General features: G+C 47.0%; 20 protein-coding genes, 2 pseudogenes and 1 riboswitch. Of the genes and pseudogenes, 8 read left to right on the forward strand and 14 right to left on the reverse strand.

All coding sequences use genetic code 11. The annotated features are described in order from the left end of the window. Positions 1 to 77 precede the first annotated feature (77 nt). The 3 genes from MJ257_RS08255 to MJ257_RS08265 are packed head-to-tail and all read left to right on the forward strand — an operon-like array spanning position 78 to position 3,444. Positions 78 to 443, forward strand: a complete 366-nt coding sequence (locus tag MJ257_RS08255; RefSeq protein ID WP_240268796.1) for a hypothetical protein — start codon at positions 78 to 80, stop codon at positions 441 to 443. Beyond that, the gene (locus MJ257_RS08260; protein ID WP_240268797.1) at positions 377 to 1,819 is read left to right on the forward strand and encodes a cache domain-containing sensor histidine kinase; all 1,443 of its coding nucleotides are present in this window, start codon (positions 377 to 379) and stop codon (positions 1,817 to 1,819) included. The genes MJ257_RS08255 and MJ257_RS08260 overlap by 67 nt, the downstream gene beginning before the upstream one ends. Next, the gene (locus MJ257_RS08265) at positions 1,816 to 3,444 is read left to right on the forward strand and encodes a response regulator transcription factor (protein WP_240268851.1); all 1,629 of its coding nucleotides are present in this window, start codon (positions 1,816 to 1,818) and stop codon (positions 3,442 to 3,444) included. The genes MJ257_RS08260 and MJ257_RS08265 overlap by 4 nt, the downstream gene beginning before the upstream one ends. Before the next feature lie 232 nt (positions 3,445 to 3,676). Here MJ257_RS08265 and MJ257_RS08270 read toward each other — a convergent pair whose 3' ends face one another. The 10 genes from MJ257_RS08270 to MJ257_RS08315 form a co-directional block, all read right to left on the reverse strand. Beyond that, complete coding sequence (locus MJ257_RS08270) at positions 3,677 to 4,324, reverse strand: FusB/FusC family EF-G-binding protein (RefSeq protein ID WP_240268798.1); 648 nt, start codon at positions 4,322 to 4,324, stop codon at positions 3,677 to 3,679. 262 nt (positions 4,325 to 4,586) lie between these two features. Next, the gene (locus MJ257_RS08275) at positions 4,587 to 5,000 is read right to left on the reverse strand and encodes a VOC family protein (RefSeq protein ID WP_240268799.1); all 414 of its coding nucleotides are present in this window, start codon (positions 4,998 to 5,000) and stop codon (positions 4,587 to 4,589) included. A 19-nt stretch (positions 5,001 to 5,019) separates the two neighbouring features. Next, entirely contained in the window at positions 5,020 to 5,475 is a 456-nt protein-coding gene (locus MJ257_RS08280; protein ID WP_240268800.1) for an NUDIX hydrolase, read from the reverse strand. Positions 5,476 to 5,502: 27 nt separating this feature from the next. Continuing rightward, positions 5,503 to 5,946, reverse strand: a complete 444-nt coding sequence (locus tag MJ257_RS08285; protein WP_240268801.1) for a GNAT family N-acetyltransferase — start codon at positions 5,944 to 5,946, stop codon at positions 5,503 to 5,505. A 28-nt stretch (positions 5,947 to 5,974) separates the two neighbouring features. Beyond that, positions 5,975 to 6,175, reverse strand: a complete 201-nt coding sequence (locus tag MJ257_RS08290; RefSeq protein ID WP_240268802.1) for a DUF4177 domain-containing protein — start codon at positions 6,173 to 6,175, stop codon at positions 5,975 to 5,977. Between the two features lie 64 nt (positions 6,176 to 6,239). Next, positions 6,240 to 6,659 carry a hypothetical protein gene (locus MJ257_RS08295; RefSeq protein ID WP_240268803.1) on the reverse strand — a complete coding sequence of 140 codons (420 nt, stop codon included), beginning with the start codon at positions 6,657 to 6,659 and terminating at the stop codon, positions 6,240 to 6,242. 39 nt (positions 6,660 to 6,698) lie between these two features. Then, positions 6,699 to 7,121 (reverse strand): VOC family protein, encoded by a 423-nt coding sequence (locus tag MJ257_RS08300; RefSeq protein WP_240268804.1) that lies wholly within the window; start codon positions 7,119 to 7,121, stop codon positions 6,699 to 6,701. Further along, entirely contained in the window at positions 7,118 to 7,588 is a 471-nt protein-coding gene (lepB, locus tag MJ257_RS08305; protein ID WP_240268805.1) for a signal peptidase I, read from the reverse strand. The genes MJ257_RS08300 and lepB overlap by 4 nt, the downstream gene beginning before the upstream one ends. 56 nt (positions 7,589 to 7,644) lie before the next feature. Then, complete coding sequence (locus MJ257_RS08310) at positions 7,645 to 7,884, reverse strand: DUF3977 family protein (protein WP_240268806.1); 240 nt, start codon at positions 7,882 to 7,884, stop codon at positions 7,645 to 7,647. A 60-nt stretch (positions 7,885 to 7,944) separates the two neighbouring features. Beyond that, the gene (locus MJ257_RS08315) at positions 7,945 to 8,403 is read right to left on the reverse strand and encodes an NUDIX domain-containing protein (protein WP_240268807.1); all 459 of its coding nucleotides are present in this window, start codon (positions 8,401 to 8,403) and stop codon (positions 7,945 to 7,947) included. 484 nt (positions 8,404 to 8,887) lie between these two features. On the opposite strand from MJ257_RS08315, the gene MJ257_RS08320 reads away from it, so the two are divergent. Together MJ257_RS08320 and MJ257_RS08325 are read left to right on the forward strand one after the other, a co-directional pair. After that, positions 8,888 to 9,733 (forward strand): sialate O-acetylesterase, encoded by an 846-nt coding sequence (locus MJ257_RS08320; protein WP_240268808.1) that lies wholly within the window; start codon positions 8,888 to 8,890, stop codon positions 9,731 to 9,733. Further along, entirely contained in the window at positions 9,730 to 10,272 is a 543-nt protein-coding gene (locus MJ257_RS08325; protein WP_240268809.1) for a PadR family transcriptional regulator, read from the forward strand. Before MJ257_RS08320 ends, MJ257_RS08325 begins: the two co-directional genes overlap by 4 nt. Positions 10,273 to 10,391: 119 nt before the next feature. Here the strand turns inward: MJ257_RS08325 and MJ257_RS08330 are convergent, their stop codons facing one another. Then, complete coding sequence (locus tag MJ257_RS08330; protein ID WP_240268852.1) at positions 10,392 to 10,781, reverse strand: RidA family protein; 390 nt, start codon at positions 10,779 to 10,781, stop codon at positions 10,392 to 10,394. A 90-nt stretch (positions 10,782 to 10,871) separates the two neighbouring features. Here MJ257_RS08330 and MJ257_RS08335 point away from each other — a divergent pair, with 90 nt between their 5' ends. The 3 genes and pseudogenes from MJ257_RS08335 to MJ257_RS24975 all read left to right on the forward strand — a co-directional run bounded on the left by MJ257_RS08335 (position 10,872) and on the right by MJ257_RS24975 (position 11,974). Further along, a complete protein-coding gene (locus tag MJ257_RS08335) occupies positions 10,872 to 11,150 on the forward strand; it encodes a helix-turn-helix domain-containing protein (protein WP_240268810.1) in 279 nt (92 codons plus the stop codon). Positions 11,151 to 11,233: 83 nt separating this feature from the next. Beyond that, positions 11,234 to 11,404, forward strand: a pseudogene (locus MJ257_RS24970) (IS3 family transposase); the annotation flags it as partial. Further along, positions 11,399 to 11,974: pseudogene (locus MJ257_RS24975) on the forward strand (IS3 family transposase). The pseudogenes MJ257_RS24970 and MJ257_RS24975, both read left to right, overlap by 6 nt. A gap of 414 nt (positions 11,975 to 12,388) precedes the next feature. Then, positions 12,389 to 12,472, reverse strand: a riboswitch (cyclic di-GMP riboswitch). Between the two features lie 440 nt (positions 12,473 to 12,912). Here MJ257_RS24975 and MJ257_RS08350 read toward each other — a convergent pair. The 3 genes from MJ257_RS08350 to MJ257_RS08360 form a co-directional block, all read right to left on the reverse strand. Then, positions 12,913 to 14,295: a sugar phosphate nucleotidyltransferase gene (locus MJ257_RS08350; protein ID WP_240268813.1), complete on the reverse strand. Its 1,383-nt coding sequence runs from the start codon at positions 14,293 to 14,295 to the stop codon at positions 12,913 to 12,915. Between the two features lie 68 nt (positions 14,296 to 14,363). Continuing rightward, complete coding sequence (locus MJ257_RS08355) at positions 14,364 to 14,951, reverse strand: hypothetical protein (protein WP_240268814.1); 588 nt, start codon at positions 14,949 to 14,951, stop codon at positions 14,364 to 14,366. A 1-nt stretch (position 14,952) separates the two neighbouring features. Continuing rightward, positions 14,953 to 16,053 carry a glycosyltransferase gene (locus tag MJ257_RS08360; RefSeq protein WP_240268815.1) on the reverse strand — a complete coding sequence of 367 codons (1,101 nt, stop codon included), beginning with the start codon at positions 16,051 to 16,053 and terminating at the stop codon, positions 14,953 to 14,955. Between the last annotated feature and the right edge of the window lie 13 nt (positions 16,054 to 16,066).

Consider the following 16,066-nt stretch of genomic DNA (forward strand, 5'->3'; position numbering starts at 1 on the left):
AAACACTGTAAAAGCGCATTCATCGGATCGGTTGAACGAATGGATGCGCGCGGGAAAGGATGCGGCGCTAGCGAGCCATGGCCAAATCGACGAAAAACAAACAGTATCCGGTCCGCCATTACGTCAATTTCATGTTTCTGATCTCCTTCATCGTCCTGATTTTGGATTTCGCCATCAGCCTGTCCGCGATTTCGATCGTCAAACAGCAATCCACGCGTTACTTGCAGGATACCGCGGACTTATACATCAACCGGATTAACCATGATTTCGCTTATATCAACCACTATACGGGCTGGACGCTGGCGAACGACGAAAGCCTGAAGGCGATGAACGATAACCCCATGAACAGTGTGGAGTTTTTCGAGGGGAATGAAAATTGCACAAACGTTTTAACGAGCTGCAAAAAAACTACGGGCAGGAATACAACTTCTTCGTGTATTTGAAGGAACAGGAGTTTTTCCTCAACTGTTCGCCGATCAGCATTCCGTATTCGGATTACCTGGAACTGAAGGAGCAGGTCATCGCCAACGTGGAAGCGGGGCGGGACGTGTACGAGAAAATTTACTCCAAGTGGATGCCGGTTGAGATTGGCGGCAGGTATTACATCACGAACATCGTTCCTTATCACGACAGCTACATGATCAGCCTGGTATCCGCGGATCATCTGATTCGTCCGTTACGGGAGTTGAATCTGGGCGAAAACGGGTTCGTCTCCCTGGTCGATGATCGCGGCCAGGTCCTGACCAGCCCGATTTCCAACAACGGCGAACGGCTGGGCGAGGAGCGGCAGTCGTCATTCTTTCCGAATTTATTTAAGGGCGGAACGACGGTGAACGGGGAGTTCACGAACGCCTCTTTTCACGTGAAGCTGGTGATCCAATTCGGGACATTCGAGAAAATCATGATTGCCCAGTTGCTGATTCTCCTGCTGGCGGTCATCATCACTTGCAGCCTCGGGTTCATCCTGCTCTATTTCCGGAACAAGGTCCTTCGTCCGATCAAAAGCTTCTCCTACAACCTGGCGTTCTGGACGGAAGAAGGCGAGTCATTAGCGTTCGAAGGCAGTAAGATCATCGAGCTGGAAAGAGCTAACAAGCAATTCATGAACCTGGTCGACCAGATCAAGAAGTTCAAAATCGACCTGTATGAACGGGAACTGGAAAAGCAGCGCATCCAGCTGGATTATATGAAGCTGCAGATCAACCCGCATTTCTTCCTGAATTGCCTGACGAATATTTACAGCATGGCGCAAATGCAGCTGTACCGGGAAATCGAGCAGATGGCCTTGTCCACCTCGCGTTACTTCCGCTACATCTTCCAGAACGACGGCGATTTCGTGAAGCTAAGGGACGAGATCGAACACGTGCGGATTTATCTCGACATCCAGAAGCACCGGTATCCCGATGCGCTAGCCTACCGCATTGAGGAGAGGGATCTTCTGGGGGACGCCAGGATCCCGCCGCTCGTCCTGCAGACCTTCGTGGAAAACGCGGTCAAATACGCGGTATCCCGAGTTTCGCAAGTGCAAATCGAGTTGGCGGTGCGGCTGCGGCAGGAAGCCGGCGAGGAGCGATTAGTGATCCGGATCGCCGATACCGGACCCGGATTCCCGCCGGAGATCCTGGAGTGTTTGCAGAACGGCAGCCCCTTGGATCAATCCGCAGGGAACCATATCGGAATTATGAACACGTTGCAGCGTTTGGCTTCCCTCTATAGCGGGCAAGCGGCCGTGTCGTTCTCCAATCGGGAGGATGGCGGGGCGTGCGTGATTTTATCCCTCCCGGCATCGGCCGGGACGAACAGGAGCGTGGCGGTATGAATGCCTTGGTCGTGGATGACGATGTTTACGTCGTCGCCGCTTTGGAGAAGAAAATCGAATGGACGTCGCTGGGCATCGAGAAGGTGTATACAGCAAACAACGTTGCCCAGGCTCGCGATATTCTGCAGCGGTATCCGGTGCAAATCCTCATTTCCGACATCGAGATGCCTCAGGGAAGCGGGCTTGAGTTGCTGGCCTGGATTCGGGAGGAGAACTACGCCGTTCAGGCCATCTTCCTGACCAATTACGCCGACTTCAACTATGCGCAAAAAGCGATCGAGCTGCAGAGCTTCGAATATTTCCTCAAGCCGATCGAATTCGATAAACTGATGCTGATCCTCCGCAAAGCGGTTGCTCGGGCCCAGGAACAGCAGCATCGGGAGAGGGCGATTCAGGAAGGGGCGCTGTGGCAGAAAAATCAGGCGAACCTGGTGGAGTATTTCTGGCGGAAACAGATCAGCGCCAGCGCGGCCACCCCCGTCAAGCCGGCGGCGGTGGCTCAGGCCGTGGAAGATCAGCAGCTCGCCTACCTTCCGTCTGACCTCATCCAGCCGGTGCTGATTCACGTATTTCCCTACAACGGCAGCCTGGGCCGGGAGGAGAAGGGGTTGTTCGACTTCGCCCTGGGGAACGTGTTGGGCGAGCTGCTGCAGAACCCGCGATTTTCCGTCGAAACCCTCCTGGAGTTCAAGGAATATCATTGGATCGCGATCCTCAAGTGGAACGGCCCGCCGGAATCCGCAATACTTGCGGAGTTGTGCGCCGAATGGATTCGCCGGGCGAACGCGTATTTGTATTGCGACGCCTGCTGCTGCGTGGGCCTCTCCGGCCGGTTGGAGAGAATCGGTCAGGTACTGCACCAACTGCTGGCGATGAACGAGAATTTGACGAAAACCCGCAACCGAACCTATTGGGCGGAGCGCGACGATTCGCAAAAGCCGCCGGTATATCTCCCCCCGGACTTGGCGCGATTGGAGGAGTTGCTTCATCAGAACAATCCGGCCGCGTTCATGGAAGAAACGTCGCGTTACCTCAAGGACCGCTTGGACCGCAAGACATTAGACACCTCTTGCCTCGCTTTGTTCCGGTTGGATATCGTGCAACTCGTATACGCCTTCCTGAAGTTAAAAGGCATCGAAGCGCATAAGCTGTACGCCGCGCGGGCTAATGAGGAGCTGCTAGCCGGATCCCTCCATTCGATCGAGGACATGCAGGAATACGTGACTTATTTGGTGAATACGGCCATGGCCTATCGGGACTTCGCGGCGGAACCGAAATCGGTCGCCGAGGAAATCAAGCAATACATCCACGCCCATTACGGCGATGAATTGACGCGGAACGATCTGGCGGAGGTCGTCTATCTCAACCCGGATTATCTGGCCCGCTTATTCAAAAAAGAAACGGGGATCTCGCTTGGCAGTTACGTCATCCAGGTCCGCATCTCCGTCGCCAAGCAGTTGCTCGAAACGTCCAAACTGTCCGTGTACGCCGTGGCGAACCAGGTCGGTTACGCCAACTACTCCTATTTCTCCAAGCTGTTCAAGCAGGAGGTCGGGGTGACACCTAACGAGTACAAGAAGAACCCGCGGAGTGCGGCGCGTTGGCCGGTGGCGGAGCGGGCTTGAGGCTAGAAGAGCGCATGAAAAAGGGCCTTCCCGACGGTTGGGGGGCCCTTGTCACTTGTCAATTCTATTTTTGCACCTTAAACGTAAATTTCCACTCTGCGGTGTTCCCGGAGTATCTCCCCCGATTATCACCTTGGTTTCGCTTCCATTTTACTCCAATGCCTAAGCACCTACAATCCTTGCAAAAGCAAAAAGAAGACCACCGTATAACGGCGATCTTCTTCTCCCTTATTTATTTTCCTACCGACAGCAAGAACCTCTCCAAGGCTCCCGTATCCGTAATGCTATGGTTGCAGCCCTGGTTCTCCAGGCAGACATAATGCCCGTACATGGAGAAGTTATCCGGCGAAGCATTGGCGGATTTGGTTTTGACCGAGAAAAAAGCAAGCTCCTGATGCCGATTGCAGAACAAGCAATACCCTTTCTTGTTGGTCGGCGTTATCCGTCCTTCGATGCCGATAAACCGACCCTCATGCGGATAGACGATAAACAGCTTGTTCGACGCGATATCCACCCAACTCAAGTACGTCACGTAACGAAAGTCGATGGAGGCGAGATCCGGTACTTTCAGTTTCTTATTTTTAGGGAATAGCTTCTCAATCTGCTTCGCCGTAATCGGCGGAAAAGGCTCCAGATATCCTTCTAATGCGCCAAGATACCTTTGGAAATCGTAAGCCGTCTCGAAGGAAGCGATTTGACCCAGCATCTGCTTCTGCTCCTCCGTCAGCATCGGAAAGGCCTCAACGATCTTCGTAACGGCACTAAACCTTACGGTCTCCAGAACGCTTCGATCCGCGACGGTACGCAGTGTTCTCTGAAGAAATTCCGCTTGTTTCTTGATCACGTTATACTGGTGGTTTCTAATAAATGGTGTACTCATAGCTTTCAGCCCCTTATTTGTGATGTACCCTCAAATCCATAAGGTGCAAAGCCTGTTATTAGAAACGATAAAGTTAAGTTTGGGCGATCGAATTCATCCTCTCGCACCCCACGCAAAGTATCGCCCTAGATCAGGCTTTGCATGAGGACTTCCTAGCAAATGAGCAATCGCGAATTGCCATCTGTAAAACCCCCAATTCCATTTTATAGGCAAAAGTATAACAGCAAGTTCGGAAAGCCGCAATTCTATTCCAAGTATCCTGCTAGATTCCCGCCGTGTTCTGCAAGACGATTCTCCAACCGTCCGGGTCGCATACGGTGATGCCCTGTTGCTTCCAATAGGGATTTTCAGGTTCGACTTCGGGGTAGCCCATGGAACTTAACCGCGCGACGATTTCGTCTCTGGCGCTGCCATCCGGAATGTAGAAGACCAACAAATTGTCTTTGGAGGGAGGCAACACCGGAACGGCGTCCACATGCTGCGTAAACTCCAGGTGATAATTGACTCCCGGCAAACCAAACATCACCCCGTCATAACCTTCATGTTTTGCGAAGGAACCTACGATTTCCAGTCCAAGCCCTTTCGAATAGAACTCGATGATCTTATCCATCTGATGCGTCGGCCGTGCTACGCGAAACTGAACCGCCGGCATTTGCTCTGACCAAGGTTGATTCATCGGAAGCCCACCTCTCCTTTTACCATTTTTGGATATATCCCGCTTGTTTTAAAATCATATAGCTGTTGGAGTTCAAGTTGTCGATCGGCTCGTCCAGGGAGAAGTACCTTAATTCAAGGCCTTCATCATCGTTGATGGTCGGTGTGCCATGGACACGAACCGCCTCGTAAACGGCGATGGCATTATATACCTCATCCCCATGCGGGTACTTGTAGTAGAAATCTTCGCCGGACAAATTCGTGATGAATTTCAGCGCATCCGCTTGGAGCCCTGCCTCCTCAAAATGCTCACGGCGTGCGGTTTCCTCAAAGGTCTCTCCGAGTTCCATGGAACCGCCAAGCGTTCCCCAATCCCGACTATCCGTCCGTTTCTGAAGCAGCACTCGTCCTTCCGGATTCTTGACGATGACGCTCACCCCAACCATGATGATCGGCCTTGTGCCGACCAGTTTGCGAAGCTCCGAAATGTATCCCATGAAACAATCCTCCCTTAAGGCATGCCGTTACAGGTTCATAACGAACCCCGTTTTCTTCCCCTTTATAAATCCAGCGCTCTCATAAAATTCATGGACACCTTCGGTTCTGGAGCTCGTTAATAACATCAGCTTATAACAATTCTGCTCCATGGCCATTTCCTTGGCTTTTTCCAAAACCATTCGTCCAAATCCCATTCTTCTGTAGGCTCCATGCGTTACCACGTTTTCGATGAGCCCATAGGGCCGAGCATTTCTTGTTAGGTTCTTTACAATAATGAATACGCATGACGCGACAATTTCACCATTATGTTCTACAACCACGATGTTCATGTTGTTATCATGAAGGATCTCATTCCAATGCTGATCCAGTTTAGGACCTCTTTCTACTTCTGGATCATCCGGTATCAGAAATTTGTATAGAGCGAGAAGGTCCTCCAGTTCATCCTTATAAATCAATCGGCATTCTGCCATCTTAGGGCACCTTCCTTCGGGACTATTTTCAGTCCACCAAGAGTCTCTTAAATACAACAATCACTTCTCTAGATGTCCCCTGACCATAACTGGTATCGAAACAGGACACCACTTCCCAACCAGATTGGCCAAAATGATTTAATTCACTCTCAAACTCCGTCTCATCCACTTTCCCCCCCATAAATCCTCCGGTTTTCACCTTAATCGTTTTATACTCCCATTTCGTCATTGGATCTCCTCCCATACGGTTTCCTAGTTATTTTTACGGCTTATATGATAGAGAACATGCTTGCTTAATGGACTATCTTTCTCAACAAGGAATTCTTCTCCGTCACCAACCAGGTTTTGGCATCCTCTGGATCCGCATAAAAACGAATGTTCAAGTCTAGACCCGATTTTTTGATCTGCTTTTTCAGCCTCCAGGCATTCATGGGGGAAAGGCCCACGATAGACAATCTCTCTACATATAAGCTTATTCTGCTTAAATGATTGATCAATTCCTGAATCACTCGATCCGTTATGGAGGTCTTGTAAAAATCCACCCAAATCTTTAATTTCCGATGAACCCCGATCATAAATTGTTCTTCCTCTTGAATGAGTCGAAATAGTCTTTCCTCATCTTTATACATGCTTCCATACTTCAGGCAATGGATCTCGCCCCCTTTGTAATAGTAGGGAAACATTGACCCTCCTGGAGATTTCACACTGATCATTTCTTCCCCTCCCTAGCATGTGATGGCTCGCTTGCCGATTTATTTCACGCGTTTCATCATCGGATGATCTTCTTTGAGCTGCAGTAAATCCCACAGGTTGCCGAATAAATCCTTAAAAACTGCCACGATTCCATATTCCTGTTCCTTGGGTTCTCTAACAAATTCAATCCCTTTTGAAACCATATCCTGATAATCTCGCCAGAAATCATCCGTGTTCAGAAACAGAAAAACCCTACCTCCGGCCTGATTTCCAATGAACGGCTCTTGCTCCGGTTTCGAAGCCTTTGCGAGCAATATTGTCGTACCCACTGAGCCTGGCGGAGAAACGACTACCCATCGTTTATCCTGTTCCGGCTGATAGGTATCCTCTACTAATGTAAAATGAAGTTTTTTCGTATAAAAATCTATGGCCTCGTCATAATCCTTAACCACAAGAGCGATATGGACGATCGACTGAATCATGGTCTTTTCTCCTCAATTCTATTCGTATTTGTCATTTTCATAACTGAAGTCACTTTCCCTATAATCTGCGATCTTTTTATGGGTCCATACGTTCTGCTGTCCAGGCTGTTATCAAGATTATCTCCGATGACATAGAACTCATCTTTCTGTAGGGTAATATCAGTGTCTTTCCCGATTTGAGCTTCCGATTGGTATCGCTCCTTGCCGTTAACCCTGATTTGAGTTCCCACCGTTTCGATATGGTCTCCTTCAATCCCGATGACACGTTTGCAGAATGATTTATCGTCTTGCTCAAAAATAATAATGTCATCTTTACCAATACGATCATTCAATTCCGTGTTTACCATCACCCGATCTCCGTGATTTATCGTCGGGCTCATGGATGGACCATCGATAATAAAGGTTTTCTCTGTTGGATTCCCAAAGAGTACGGTAAGTAAGATAAGAAGTGCGGATATTGCGTTCACTTATTTGTCTCCTTTCCTATTACGTTCACGACTAGAGGTTATTCAGTTGCGAGCTATCAAACGCCGTAAAATCCTAGTATGATCTTGAAGTTGCTTTTACTTTTAGCCTGAACCTTTACTCCTTCTCTGAGATCAAGAATCAAAACTCTCCTTCTTATCCAAACTCTTAAATAAACTGATTTTAATTTAAATGGTTTTACGATACCTTTCATTTCGGTCTCGGTTCCATCTTCGTGTTCTATCTCTGTTCTAATTAGCCACGTGTTACCAATCCCAATCTCAATATACTTCTTCAAGGAAACCTCGGTCAGAATCTTCTCTCCCTTTCGTGAGTGTTGCATCGCGCTTAAGCTTTTTCAATCAAATGTACTTTCAAAGTAAGGACCCTCAGGACCACGAATATAGTTATGAATAAGCTTTCTCATTGGTTCGGGAAGTAAATTGTGACGATCCATCTCATTTACGGGGATCCAATAAAAATCTAGATGACTCTCTTTCGATTCGGGATTCGTTCCAAGATCTAAATACTCTAGTTTAGTAGCAAACACATGATTGATTTCTTGATGATACACGCCTCCGTCTTCGTAGCTAGCTTCAACCGCTCCAAGATAAGCGCCAACCTCACTGGTTAAACCAAGTTCTTCATTGATTTCCCTGTACAAGGTGGTCTTTATGCTCTCATGAAATTCAACATGTCCTCCGGGTAAAAATGTGTTATCCATTCCCTTACAATGAGCAACTAAGAGATGGAAATCCTTGATGATAACTCCTCGAGCCAGCACATGATATTTTGCTATCGGAGTTTTTTCTTGCATCAACCTTCCCTCCTTGATTCCTCAAAATTACTGTTTCATCCCCGCAATCACGTTATTGGGTTCTTTTCATTCTGTCCTCAAGCCTTTTAATTTCATAATTAGCTTCCTTTACCAAACACTTCAGCGAGACTCCTGCAATGAACGAAGAAACAGAAATCACAAAACAAACGATTTCATGTTTCTGATTCTTCCAAATTGCCTTTGTATACACAAAACGCCCCAGCCCAAGATAGCTCTTATCTTAGGTTAGGGCGTTTGTCGTCTGAGCATCTTCCATGATTATACATCTGTTCGCCAAGTGGCGGAAGGACCCTGCAGCATATATATCTTGCTTACAACTTATCCTATAATCTCATATTCCAACGTCATCGTGTCGATCGTCCAACTTCTTAAATCATTTTTAGCAATTTGACTATTGCCTAAGCATGTACTAAGCTAAACATAGTCTAATTAGACTATAGTAGTGATGTGAAGGAGTTAGCTGATGATGAAATCATTTTTAATGTTAGGTCAGTCGAATATGGCGGGCCGTGGATTTTTGCATGAAGTCGATCCGATCTATAATGAAAAAATAAAAATGCTGCGTAACGGACAGTGGCAGATGATGACAGAGCCGATCAATTATGACCGTCCCGTTTCGGGCGTAAGCTTGGCGGCGTCTTTTGCCGATGCCTGGTCGATAGCCCATCCCGAGGAGGAAATTGGGTTGATTCCTTGTGCGGAAGGCGGCAGCTCTTTAAATGACTGGCATCCGGAAGGCATCCTGTTTCAACATGCTTTGTCCGAAGCCCGCTTCGCCCTGCGGTCCAGTCAAATCTGTGGAATCCTATGGCACCAGGGGGAAAGCGACAGTTATGGTTCGCTGCATGAAACGTATTACAAGAAAATCGCTTTGATCATCGAGACCCTGAGACACGAATTGAATCTAAAGGATGAAGTGCCGCTGATCCTTGGTGGACTAGGTGATTTCCTGGGGAAAACCGGTTTTGGACAGCACGCGACAGAATATCGTCAGGTCAATGAACAATTGCAGCGCTACGCCAATGAACACCCGAATTGTTATTTTGTCACGGCGGCAGATCTGACCGCGAATGCGGATGGCATTCATATCAACGCGGTTTCGCAGCGCAAATTCGGCTACCGTTATTTCGAGGCTTTCTCTAACAAGTGTCATGTCCTGGGGCCCCTCCCGGAGGAGGAGCAGTCGCTGAACGTGAAGCGCGACTACTCAAAAACGGAACAGATTTATCTTCATAGCATGGATTTGGCTTTGGGCAAAATCACGTACTCGGAATTCGAGGCGCAGATGGCGAAGGTGATGTCGCCTTGATCCCCTTACTCATTCTTGGCTTACTGATCCAAAACCCCGGCGCCCACGGCTACGAGCTATTGGCCTTCATGGAACAACGCCATTACAAGTACATTGTCAACTTCACGAAAGGCTCGTTTTATTACAATCTGCAGCAGTTGGAAGAGAAGGGTTGGATTGAACAGATCCAACAGGGATCTTCAACCCACGGACGCGAAACCCGGAACTTCAAAATAACCGAATCCGGAAGGATTGAATTCGAGAAATTAATGGTCAAATACGGCACCCAATCGGAGTATGTGAACCTGCAATTTTATGGAGCGCTGCTTTTTGCAGATGAATATGACCAGAGCAAGTTGCTGGAACTAATCCAATCGCAAATCGATCAGACGAAATCCCGAATTGCTCTCCTTGATGAATACCTGTCCAACGCGCAGGAGGTTCCCGGCACAATCGACTACTACCGCCGCATGAACGAAAATTCCCGATCCCATCACTTGGTGAACTTAGCGTGGTTTGAACAATTAAAAGCCGAAATAGAAGGAACCCCAGGGGCATAGGTCACATTGATCTGAGCCTCTAGGGTTAGCTTTATTGCTTATTTCGTCTTCATATTCTTTTTTCAAAATGCTCATATAGATCGTGTCTGATAGATTGCTACTGTCTAAGGCTGGGTCATTCATATCTGAACGATGGCTTGCACTTCAATTTCAACTAGTAAGTCGGGATCAATTAAGGCTTTAACCTCAACCATTGTGGCAACCGGCCGAATATCCTTGAAATACTCTCCATGGGCTTTTCCGATCTCCTCCCACTTCGAAATATCCGTTACAAACATTCGAGTCCTCACCACGTTTTCCATCCCTGCTTCAAGCTTTATTAAAGCTTCCTCGATTGTCATTAAAGCTTGTTTCGTTTGTAGATATGCATCACCTTTACCTATGATTAAGTTGTCTTTCATTGCAGTCGTCCCGGCGACTTCTATGACATTACCAATTCTGATTGCTCTACAATATCCCACTACGGGCTCCCATGGAGAGCCGGTGGATACGCTTATTCTTTCTGTCATAAGTTCCTCTCCCTTTACAAAAAACACCCCAACCCTAGATTGAAGTGCACCCCTTAGAATGGACATTGGAAAAACCCCTAGGAACTGAAAATGGAAGCGATCTGCCTTCACATTGAGGATAAGTGGACGTATCGGCAGATCAATGAACATTTGGGGATACAAGATAAGGATCGGATGAAGGTGTGGATTCCGCAATATAGGGAGAAAGGGCAGTTTGCCCTCTTAGATCAAAGGGGAAGACGGAAGAACTACATAGATCAAGATCGGTATGTACAACAATTAGAACGGGAGAACCGAATGCTAAAAAAGTGTTTAGAAATCTGGATGCGGGAGGTGCAGAGGAAAGGTATGTACTCATTCGTGAGTTAGCGGATGGCTCCAATTTTCGCTATCTCTGCGAGTTATTCAACGTTTCTCGTAGCGGATATTATGCCTACCTGAACCGAATGGACATGGATCGGGATCAGGCCTCCAAAGAGCTAGTGAAGATCGTATATGACCGGTATGAGGGCAAATACGGGTACAGGCAAATTCAACTCTTCTTACTCCAAGACCATCACGTATGGTGGAATCACAAGAAAGTATTGCGACTTATGAAAGCCTTGGGATTATACTCTATGATTCGGCGTAAGCATCGTTGCAACTATGCCTCATCCCTTCAAGGCCGCGTTGCGGAGAACATCTTAAAGCGCGATTTCAACGCCCAAGCGCCTAACCAAAAATGGGTGACGGATATTACCCAGTTTCGAGTCTTGGATACATGGATGTACCTCTCCGTGATTAAGGATCTATTCAACAATGAGATCGTTGCCTACCACATGAGCTTACGCAACGACAACTAGCTCGTCCTGGAGACGTTTGCTAAAGCCTTTGAAAAGACGAAAGACGTGACTGGATTGATCGTTCACAGCGATCAAGGCTTCCAGTACACGTCCTACGCTTACCATGACATGCTGCAACAGGTTGGCGCCCAAATCAGCATGTCGCGGAGAGGCAATTGTTTGGACAACGCCTCGATGGAGAGCTACTTCTCGCATCTCAAAACGGAAGGGCTCTATCCCTATGATATCCGAACTATGAGCGAGGCACAAAGGCGAATTGAAGAATACATTCATTTCTATAACCATAACCGACCGCAACGAAAGCTAAATAAGCTGCCGCCAGTACAATACCGGCGACAGCTTGCAGCCTAGGTGTTTTTACTATGTCCACAAAATGGGGTCTTGACCAACTACATCACCCGCATAGCGGGTGGTTTTCTGTTTCGCACGCTTCGCGAGCTCAACTGGCTTAAGCCATTAACAAAAAAAGGCAGCAAGTCCTTGGGATCCAAGGTCTTGCTGCCTTTTAGAAGATACATTTTATTATAATCATGAACAGTGAATGGTTTGTTTATGTATTCTTTCCTGGAGGCAATACAGTATGTGGGCTGTTTTTCTGGTGTTCGGCCGGATCTAGGATGTGCGTTTCATAGGAGTACTCTACTTCTTTCCACTTGTCATATTGGATTCCAAGATAATCCAGAACATCTTTCAATTCAATTGCGATCTTCCCATCATAACGCATTAACACAACATCCTCTCGACACCGGAATATTTATATATACGTGTAGAAAGGCCGGTTGCACCACTAGCTATTAACGTTCCAAGGTGCCCAAATAAGGAACGAAAATAATCGCATCCATTTCTTAACGACATTATACTGAGTGCAATGAGCAATGTCACACGAAAATTGTAATGAAAGAATGTGAAATTCTGTAGAAAAAAATCTTTCTTTGTTGAACATTTCATAATATTTGAAAACTTTCATTTATAAGTGCATTCCATTTCTAGGCTCCTTCAACATGGAGGCTCCTTTTTTTTCTTACGTTTCAAGTAATATTTCCTGTTGTACTCCTTCACCCTATCTTTGTATTTCGCCCTCCATTGTCGATTATATTCATTTTTTTCCTTATCACTGAGAACCGGCGTTTTTTCTCGCTTCGACGCGGGCACGATTTCCAATCCGTCCAAACTTGCACTTAACGTGACATACATATCATATGCTTTCTTTTTCCCATAAATACTTATATAGTCCTTCCCCTTATAGACAATCGACCATTTCGTATTGTACTTTTTCCGCAAAAATAAACTCATCTCCCAACATAACTTTGTAAAATTTCCTCCCATGAGGTGGCGAATCGGAGAATATCATCTTCCACTAACTCCGTACCCTGCTGTACTTCGATAAACTCCAAATCTTCCAGCGCTCTGATACTGTGCTTCGATCCAACCGGAATACGCAGCACATCCCCGGTTTTCACGCGAGTCATCTTGTCGTTCAACAAAAAATCCCCTGCCCCAGAAATGATGGTCCACACCTCACTGCGTTTGAAATGCAATTGGTAGCTTACATTTTTGTCAGCGTGGATATGGATTCGCTTCGTCAACACCTCCCCGCCTTGAGGCAATTTGCTATAGTCCAGCACCTTATACCAACCCCAGCGGCGTTCCTCATACATAGGCCGCTGGTCGTCCATTTGTTTCAAGGCGTCTTTGATTCGTGGACTTGACTCCTTCTGTGAAACCAATATTCCGTCTGGACTTACGGCAACAACGGCGTTAGATACTCCCAGAATGGTTACCGGCAAATCCAACTCGTTGACCAAATGCGTATTGATGCAATCCATCGTAATGATACCTTTGCCGATTTGCTTACTTGCCATCTCCTCCGTCAGCGTATTCCAGGTGCCAAGATCTTTCCAGTATCCGTCGTAGGACACAGCAGCAATGTTGGCGGCCTTCTCGACAATCGCATAATCGAAGCTGATCTTCGGCAACCGGTGGTATTGCTTCAGCAATTCCTCATAATGAATCGGTAGCCCCTGGCTGTGTAAATGATCGATGATATAACCGAGTTTAAAAGCAAAAACACCGCAATTCCAAAGCGCTTGTTGATCGATGAGCTCCTTCGCTTTATCTTCAGCGGGTTTTTCGGTAAAGTGGCCAACGGTAACATATTCCATAGATGAAAGGCTTGCTTGATCATGTTCCGGAACAATATAACCGTACTTCTCGGAGGGATAGGTCGGTTTCACCCCCATGAGCGCTACGTCAGCTCCAGATAAATGAACAATGGACTCCAATCGTTTTATCGTTTCAAAAAAATGATCCTCCACGTAAGGGTCTACGGGGAGGATCGCTATAACCTCATTCAATTCCACGTCTTTTATCGAATACAGGTACGTTGCCGCGAGTGCAATGGCTGGATACGTATCCCGCCGTTCCGGTTCCACAATAACCGGTACCTCGTAACCGATTTGGCTTTGCAGCACATCTAACTGGCCCTTCCCTGTCGCAATATGCGCGAAGTTCTGCAGACCCGCTGCCTCTAACTGCCGCCAAACCCGCTGTACCATCGACTCAGGCTCGTTGTCCGGTGATGTCAACACCTTCAGGAACTGCTTCGAGCGCGAGTCGTTCGACAGCGGCCACAACCGTTTACCGGAACCTCCGGATAATAGTACGAGTTTCATTGAACCACTCCTTATTGAAGTTCTAGTTTATTGCGTTGAGAGCTAGACAAGGATCATAAACCTTGATGTTAGGGTCTAGTGGATTGTGGCTCATGGATCATCTTCTTGCTCCAAAGATCCGTTGCAATGATACTGTTCGTGACAGGTGAGTGTAGTTTCATGATGATTGCAGCAGCTTCTTGGCTATCTGTTCTTATATCCTCTAGAAACTCCGGCATCATCACGATATCGAATGGATTTTCCGTGAGACCACTTATGATTTGCTTAATCCGTTCGTTGGTGCCAACTGGAACCACACCTCTCACAACGATGATTTTATAACCGTTCATCGCCAGAGCGATTTCTCGAGCCGCTTGCTCAATATATAGAAGATTCTCTTCTCCGCTTAACGCCTGCGACGTACCAGCTGTTATAAACAAAATCTCCGCGTCCTGTACAGGCACGGAGATGTCGGAGGTGAAGGCGAGTCTTCCTTCGAATCTATTCTTTTTGATCAGCTCTTCTAATCCCGGTTCATCGAAGGGAATCTCGCCATGAAGTAGCATCTCAATATTGGATTTGTCTTTGTCCACGCAATAGACAGCGTTACCTAGGTCTGACAAACAAACACCGTATACCAGGCCGGCGTAGCCAGTTCCTATAACAGCGAGTATCATCTCACCGCCCCCCTTCACCCACTGGGTTGAATTTTTCTATAGTATCGATCAAACGATGAATAGCTTCCTCATTGTCGGACCCCGATTTATTGACGGTTTGTAAGGATAAATCATGGAGTACATCATCATCTAGGGATAGGTTACAGATATCCTCCCAAGGCAACATCATACAACGACCTTGTTTCTCCAAAAAAGCTAACGTATGACGATCTTCATTCAGCTGTCTTCGATCTAATAGAACCATAGGTTTGTTGTTTACCATGGCCTCACTTATGATTCCCCATCCTGCTTTTGAAATGACGAGGTCGGACGCTGCGATCATATTTTGGGTTTCCGTGTAATGGCCCGGAATTTGATATACGTGAGGTCGCAATACCTGAATATTGCTCGAAACGATAAACGCGCAGTTTTCGTGATCCCAGAGCTTTATAGAGGATAAAGCAGCTAGATCCATTTTCATCCCCATTCCAAAATATACAATACACTTGTCTCCATTAGGATCCATCAGGCTTCGCAACCGCTGCACTTCTAACTTGTCGGTACGCCTGCAAAAAAAATCATATCTCCCACTGTACGGACTCCATAATGGCTCGTTCGCTCCTGCTAACGATGCGAAGTAATCAATGGATTGGTAGCATTTTTCTAAGATTTTTAATTTAGCTTCGGGTATTAACCCTTGATATGCCGTGTACCAAGTAAAATTGGATATCCCTATCGTCGGGATGCTAAGCGATCGTGCGGCTAACAGTGGAATGGGCGGAATGTCAGAAATGACCATGTCCACCTTCTTCTCTTGCAGAAACCGTTGTTCTTCACGTAATGCCTCAGGGAAGCTGTCTAGAAACCGGTCATATTCAAGATTCAGCCCATCAATATCAACTTCCACTGATCTTCCCCGCATCACGTACCCGATATCGTTTCTTACTGTGCGAAATTGAAGCTTCTTATCCGATTCTGTCGCCAGCGATTGCATCATGAGTTGCATGGAAAATGAAGTGCAAACGATCACTTCAGATACCCACGTTTTGGTTATCAGTTCACGAATGATAGCGATGCTTCTTGTTGCATGCCCAAAGCCATAATCCGAGATGTAATAGGCCATTCTCCGGGATTCG

It is taken from the genome of Paenibacillus timonensis (assembly GCF_022427145.1).
Lineage (GTDB): Bacteria > Bacillota > Bacilli > Paenibacillales > Paenibacillaceae > Fontibacillus > Fontibacillus timonensis.

Bases quoted from the DNA above. Each gene is read 5' to 3' on its own strand.
- MJ257_RS08270 (WP_240268798.1), bottom strand. From the start codon at position 4,324: ATGAGTACACCATTTATTAGAAACCACCAGTATAACGTGATCAAGAAA.
- MJ257_RS08280 (WP_240268800.1), bottom strand. From the start codon at position 5,475: ATGGGATACATTTCGGAGCTTCGCAAACTGGTCGGCACAAGGCCGATC.
- MJ257_RS08350 (WP_240268813.1), bottom strand. From the start codon at position 14,295: ATGAAACTCGTACTATTATCCGGAGGTTCCGGTAAACGGTTGTGGCCG.
- MJ257_RS08285 (WP_240268801.1), bottom strand. From the start codon at position 5,946: ATGGCAGAATGCCGATTGATTTATAAGGATGAACTGGAGGACCTTCTC.
- MJ257_RS08275 (WP_240268799.1), bottom strand. From the start codon at position 5,000: ATGAATCAACCTTGGTCAGAGCAAATGCCGGCGGTTCAGTTTCGCGTA.
- MJ257_RS08255 (WP_240268796.1), top strand. From the start codon at position 78: ATGGCCAAATCGACGAAAAACAAACAGTATCCGGTCCGCCATTACGTC.
- MJ257_RS08360 (WP_240268815.1), bottom strand. From the start codon at position 16,053: ATGGCCTATTACATCTCGGATTATGGCTTTGGGCATGCAACAAGAAGC.
- MJ257_RS08265 (WP_240268851.1), top strand. From the start codon at position 1,816: ATGAATGCCTTGGTCGTGGATGACGATGTTTACGTCGTCGCCGCTTTG.
- MJ257_RS08300 (WP_240268804.1), bottom strand. From the start codon at position 7,121: ATGATTCAGTCGATCGTCCATATCGCTCTTGTGGTTAAGGATTATGAC.
- MJ257_RS08330 (WP_240268852.1), bottom strand. From the start codon at position 10,781: ATGACAGAAAGAATAAGCGTATCCACCGGCTCTCCATGGGAGCCCGTA.
- MJ257_RS08335 (WP_240268810.1), top strand. From the start codon at position 10,872: ATGGAAGCGATCTGCCTTCACATTGAGGATAAGTGGACGTATCGGCAG.
- MJ257_RS08315 (WP_240268807.1), bottom strand. From the start codon at position 8,403: ATGCAAGAAAAAACTCCGATAGCAAAATATCATGTGCTGGCTCGAGGA.
- MJ257_RS08320 (WP_240268808.1), top strand. From the start codon at position 8,888: ATGATGAAATCATTTTTAATGTTAGGTCAGTCGAATATGGCGGGCCGT.
- MJ257_RS08295 (WP_240268803.1), bottom strand. From the start codon at position 6,659: ATGATCAGTGTGAAATCTCCAGGAGGGTCAATGTTTCCCTACTATTAC.
- MJ257_RS08355 (WP_240268814.1), bottom strand. From the start codon at position 14,951: ATGATACTCGCTGTTATAGGAACTGGCTACGCCGGCCTGGTATACGGT.
- MJ257_RS08290 (WP_240268802.1), bottom strand. From the start codon at position 6,175: ATGACGAAATGGGAGTATAAAACGATTAAGGTGAAAACCGGAGGATTT.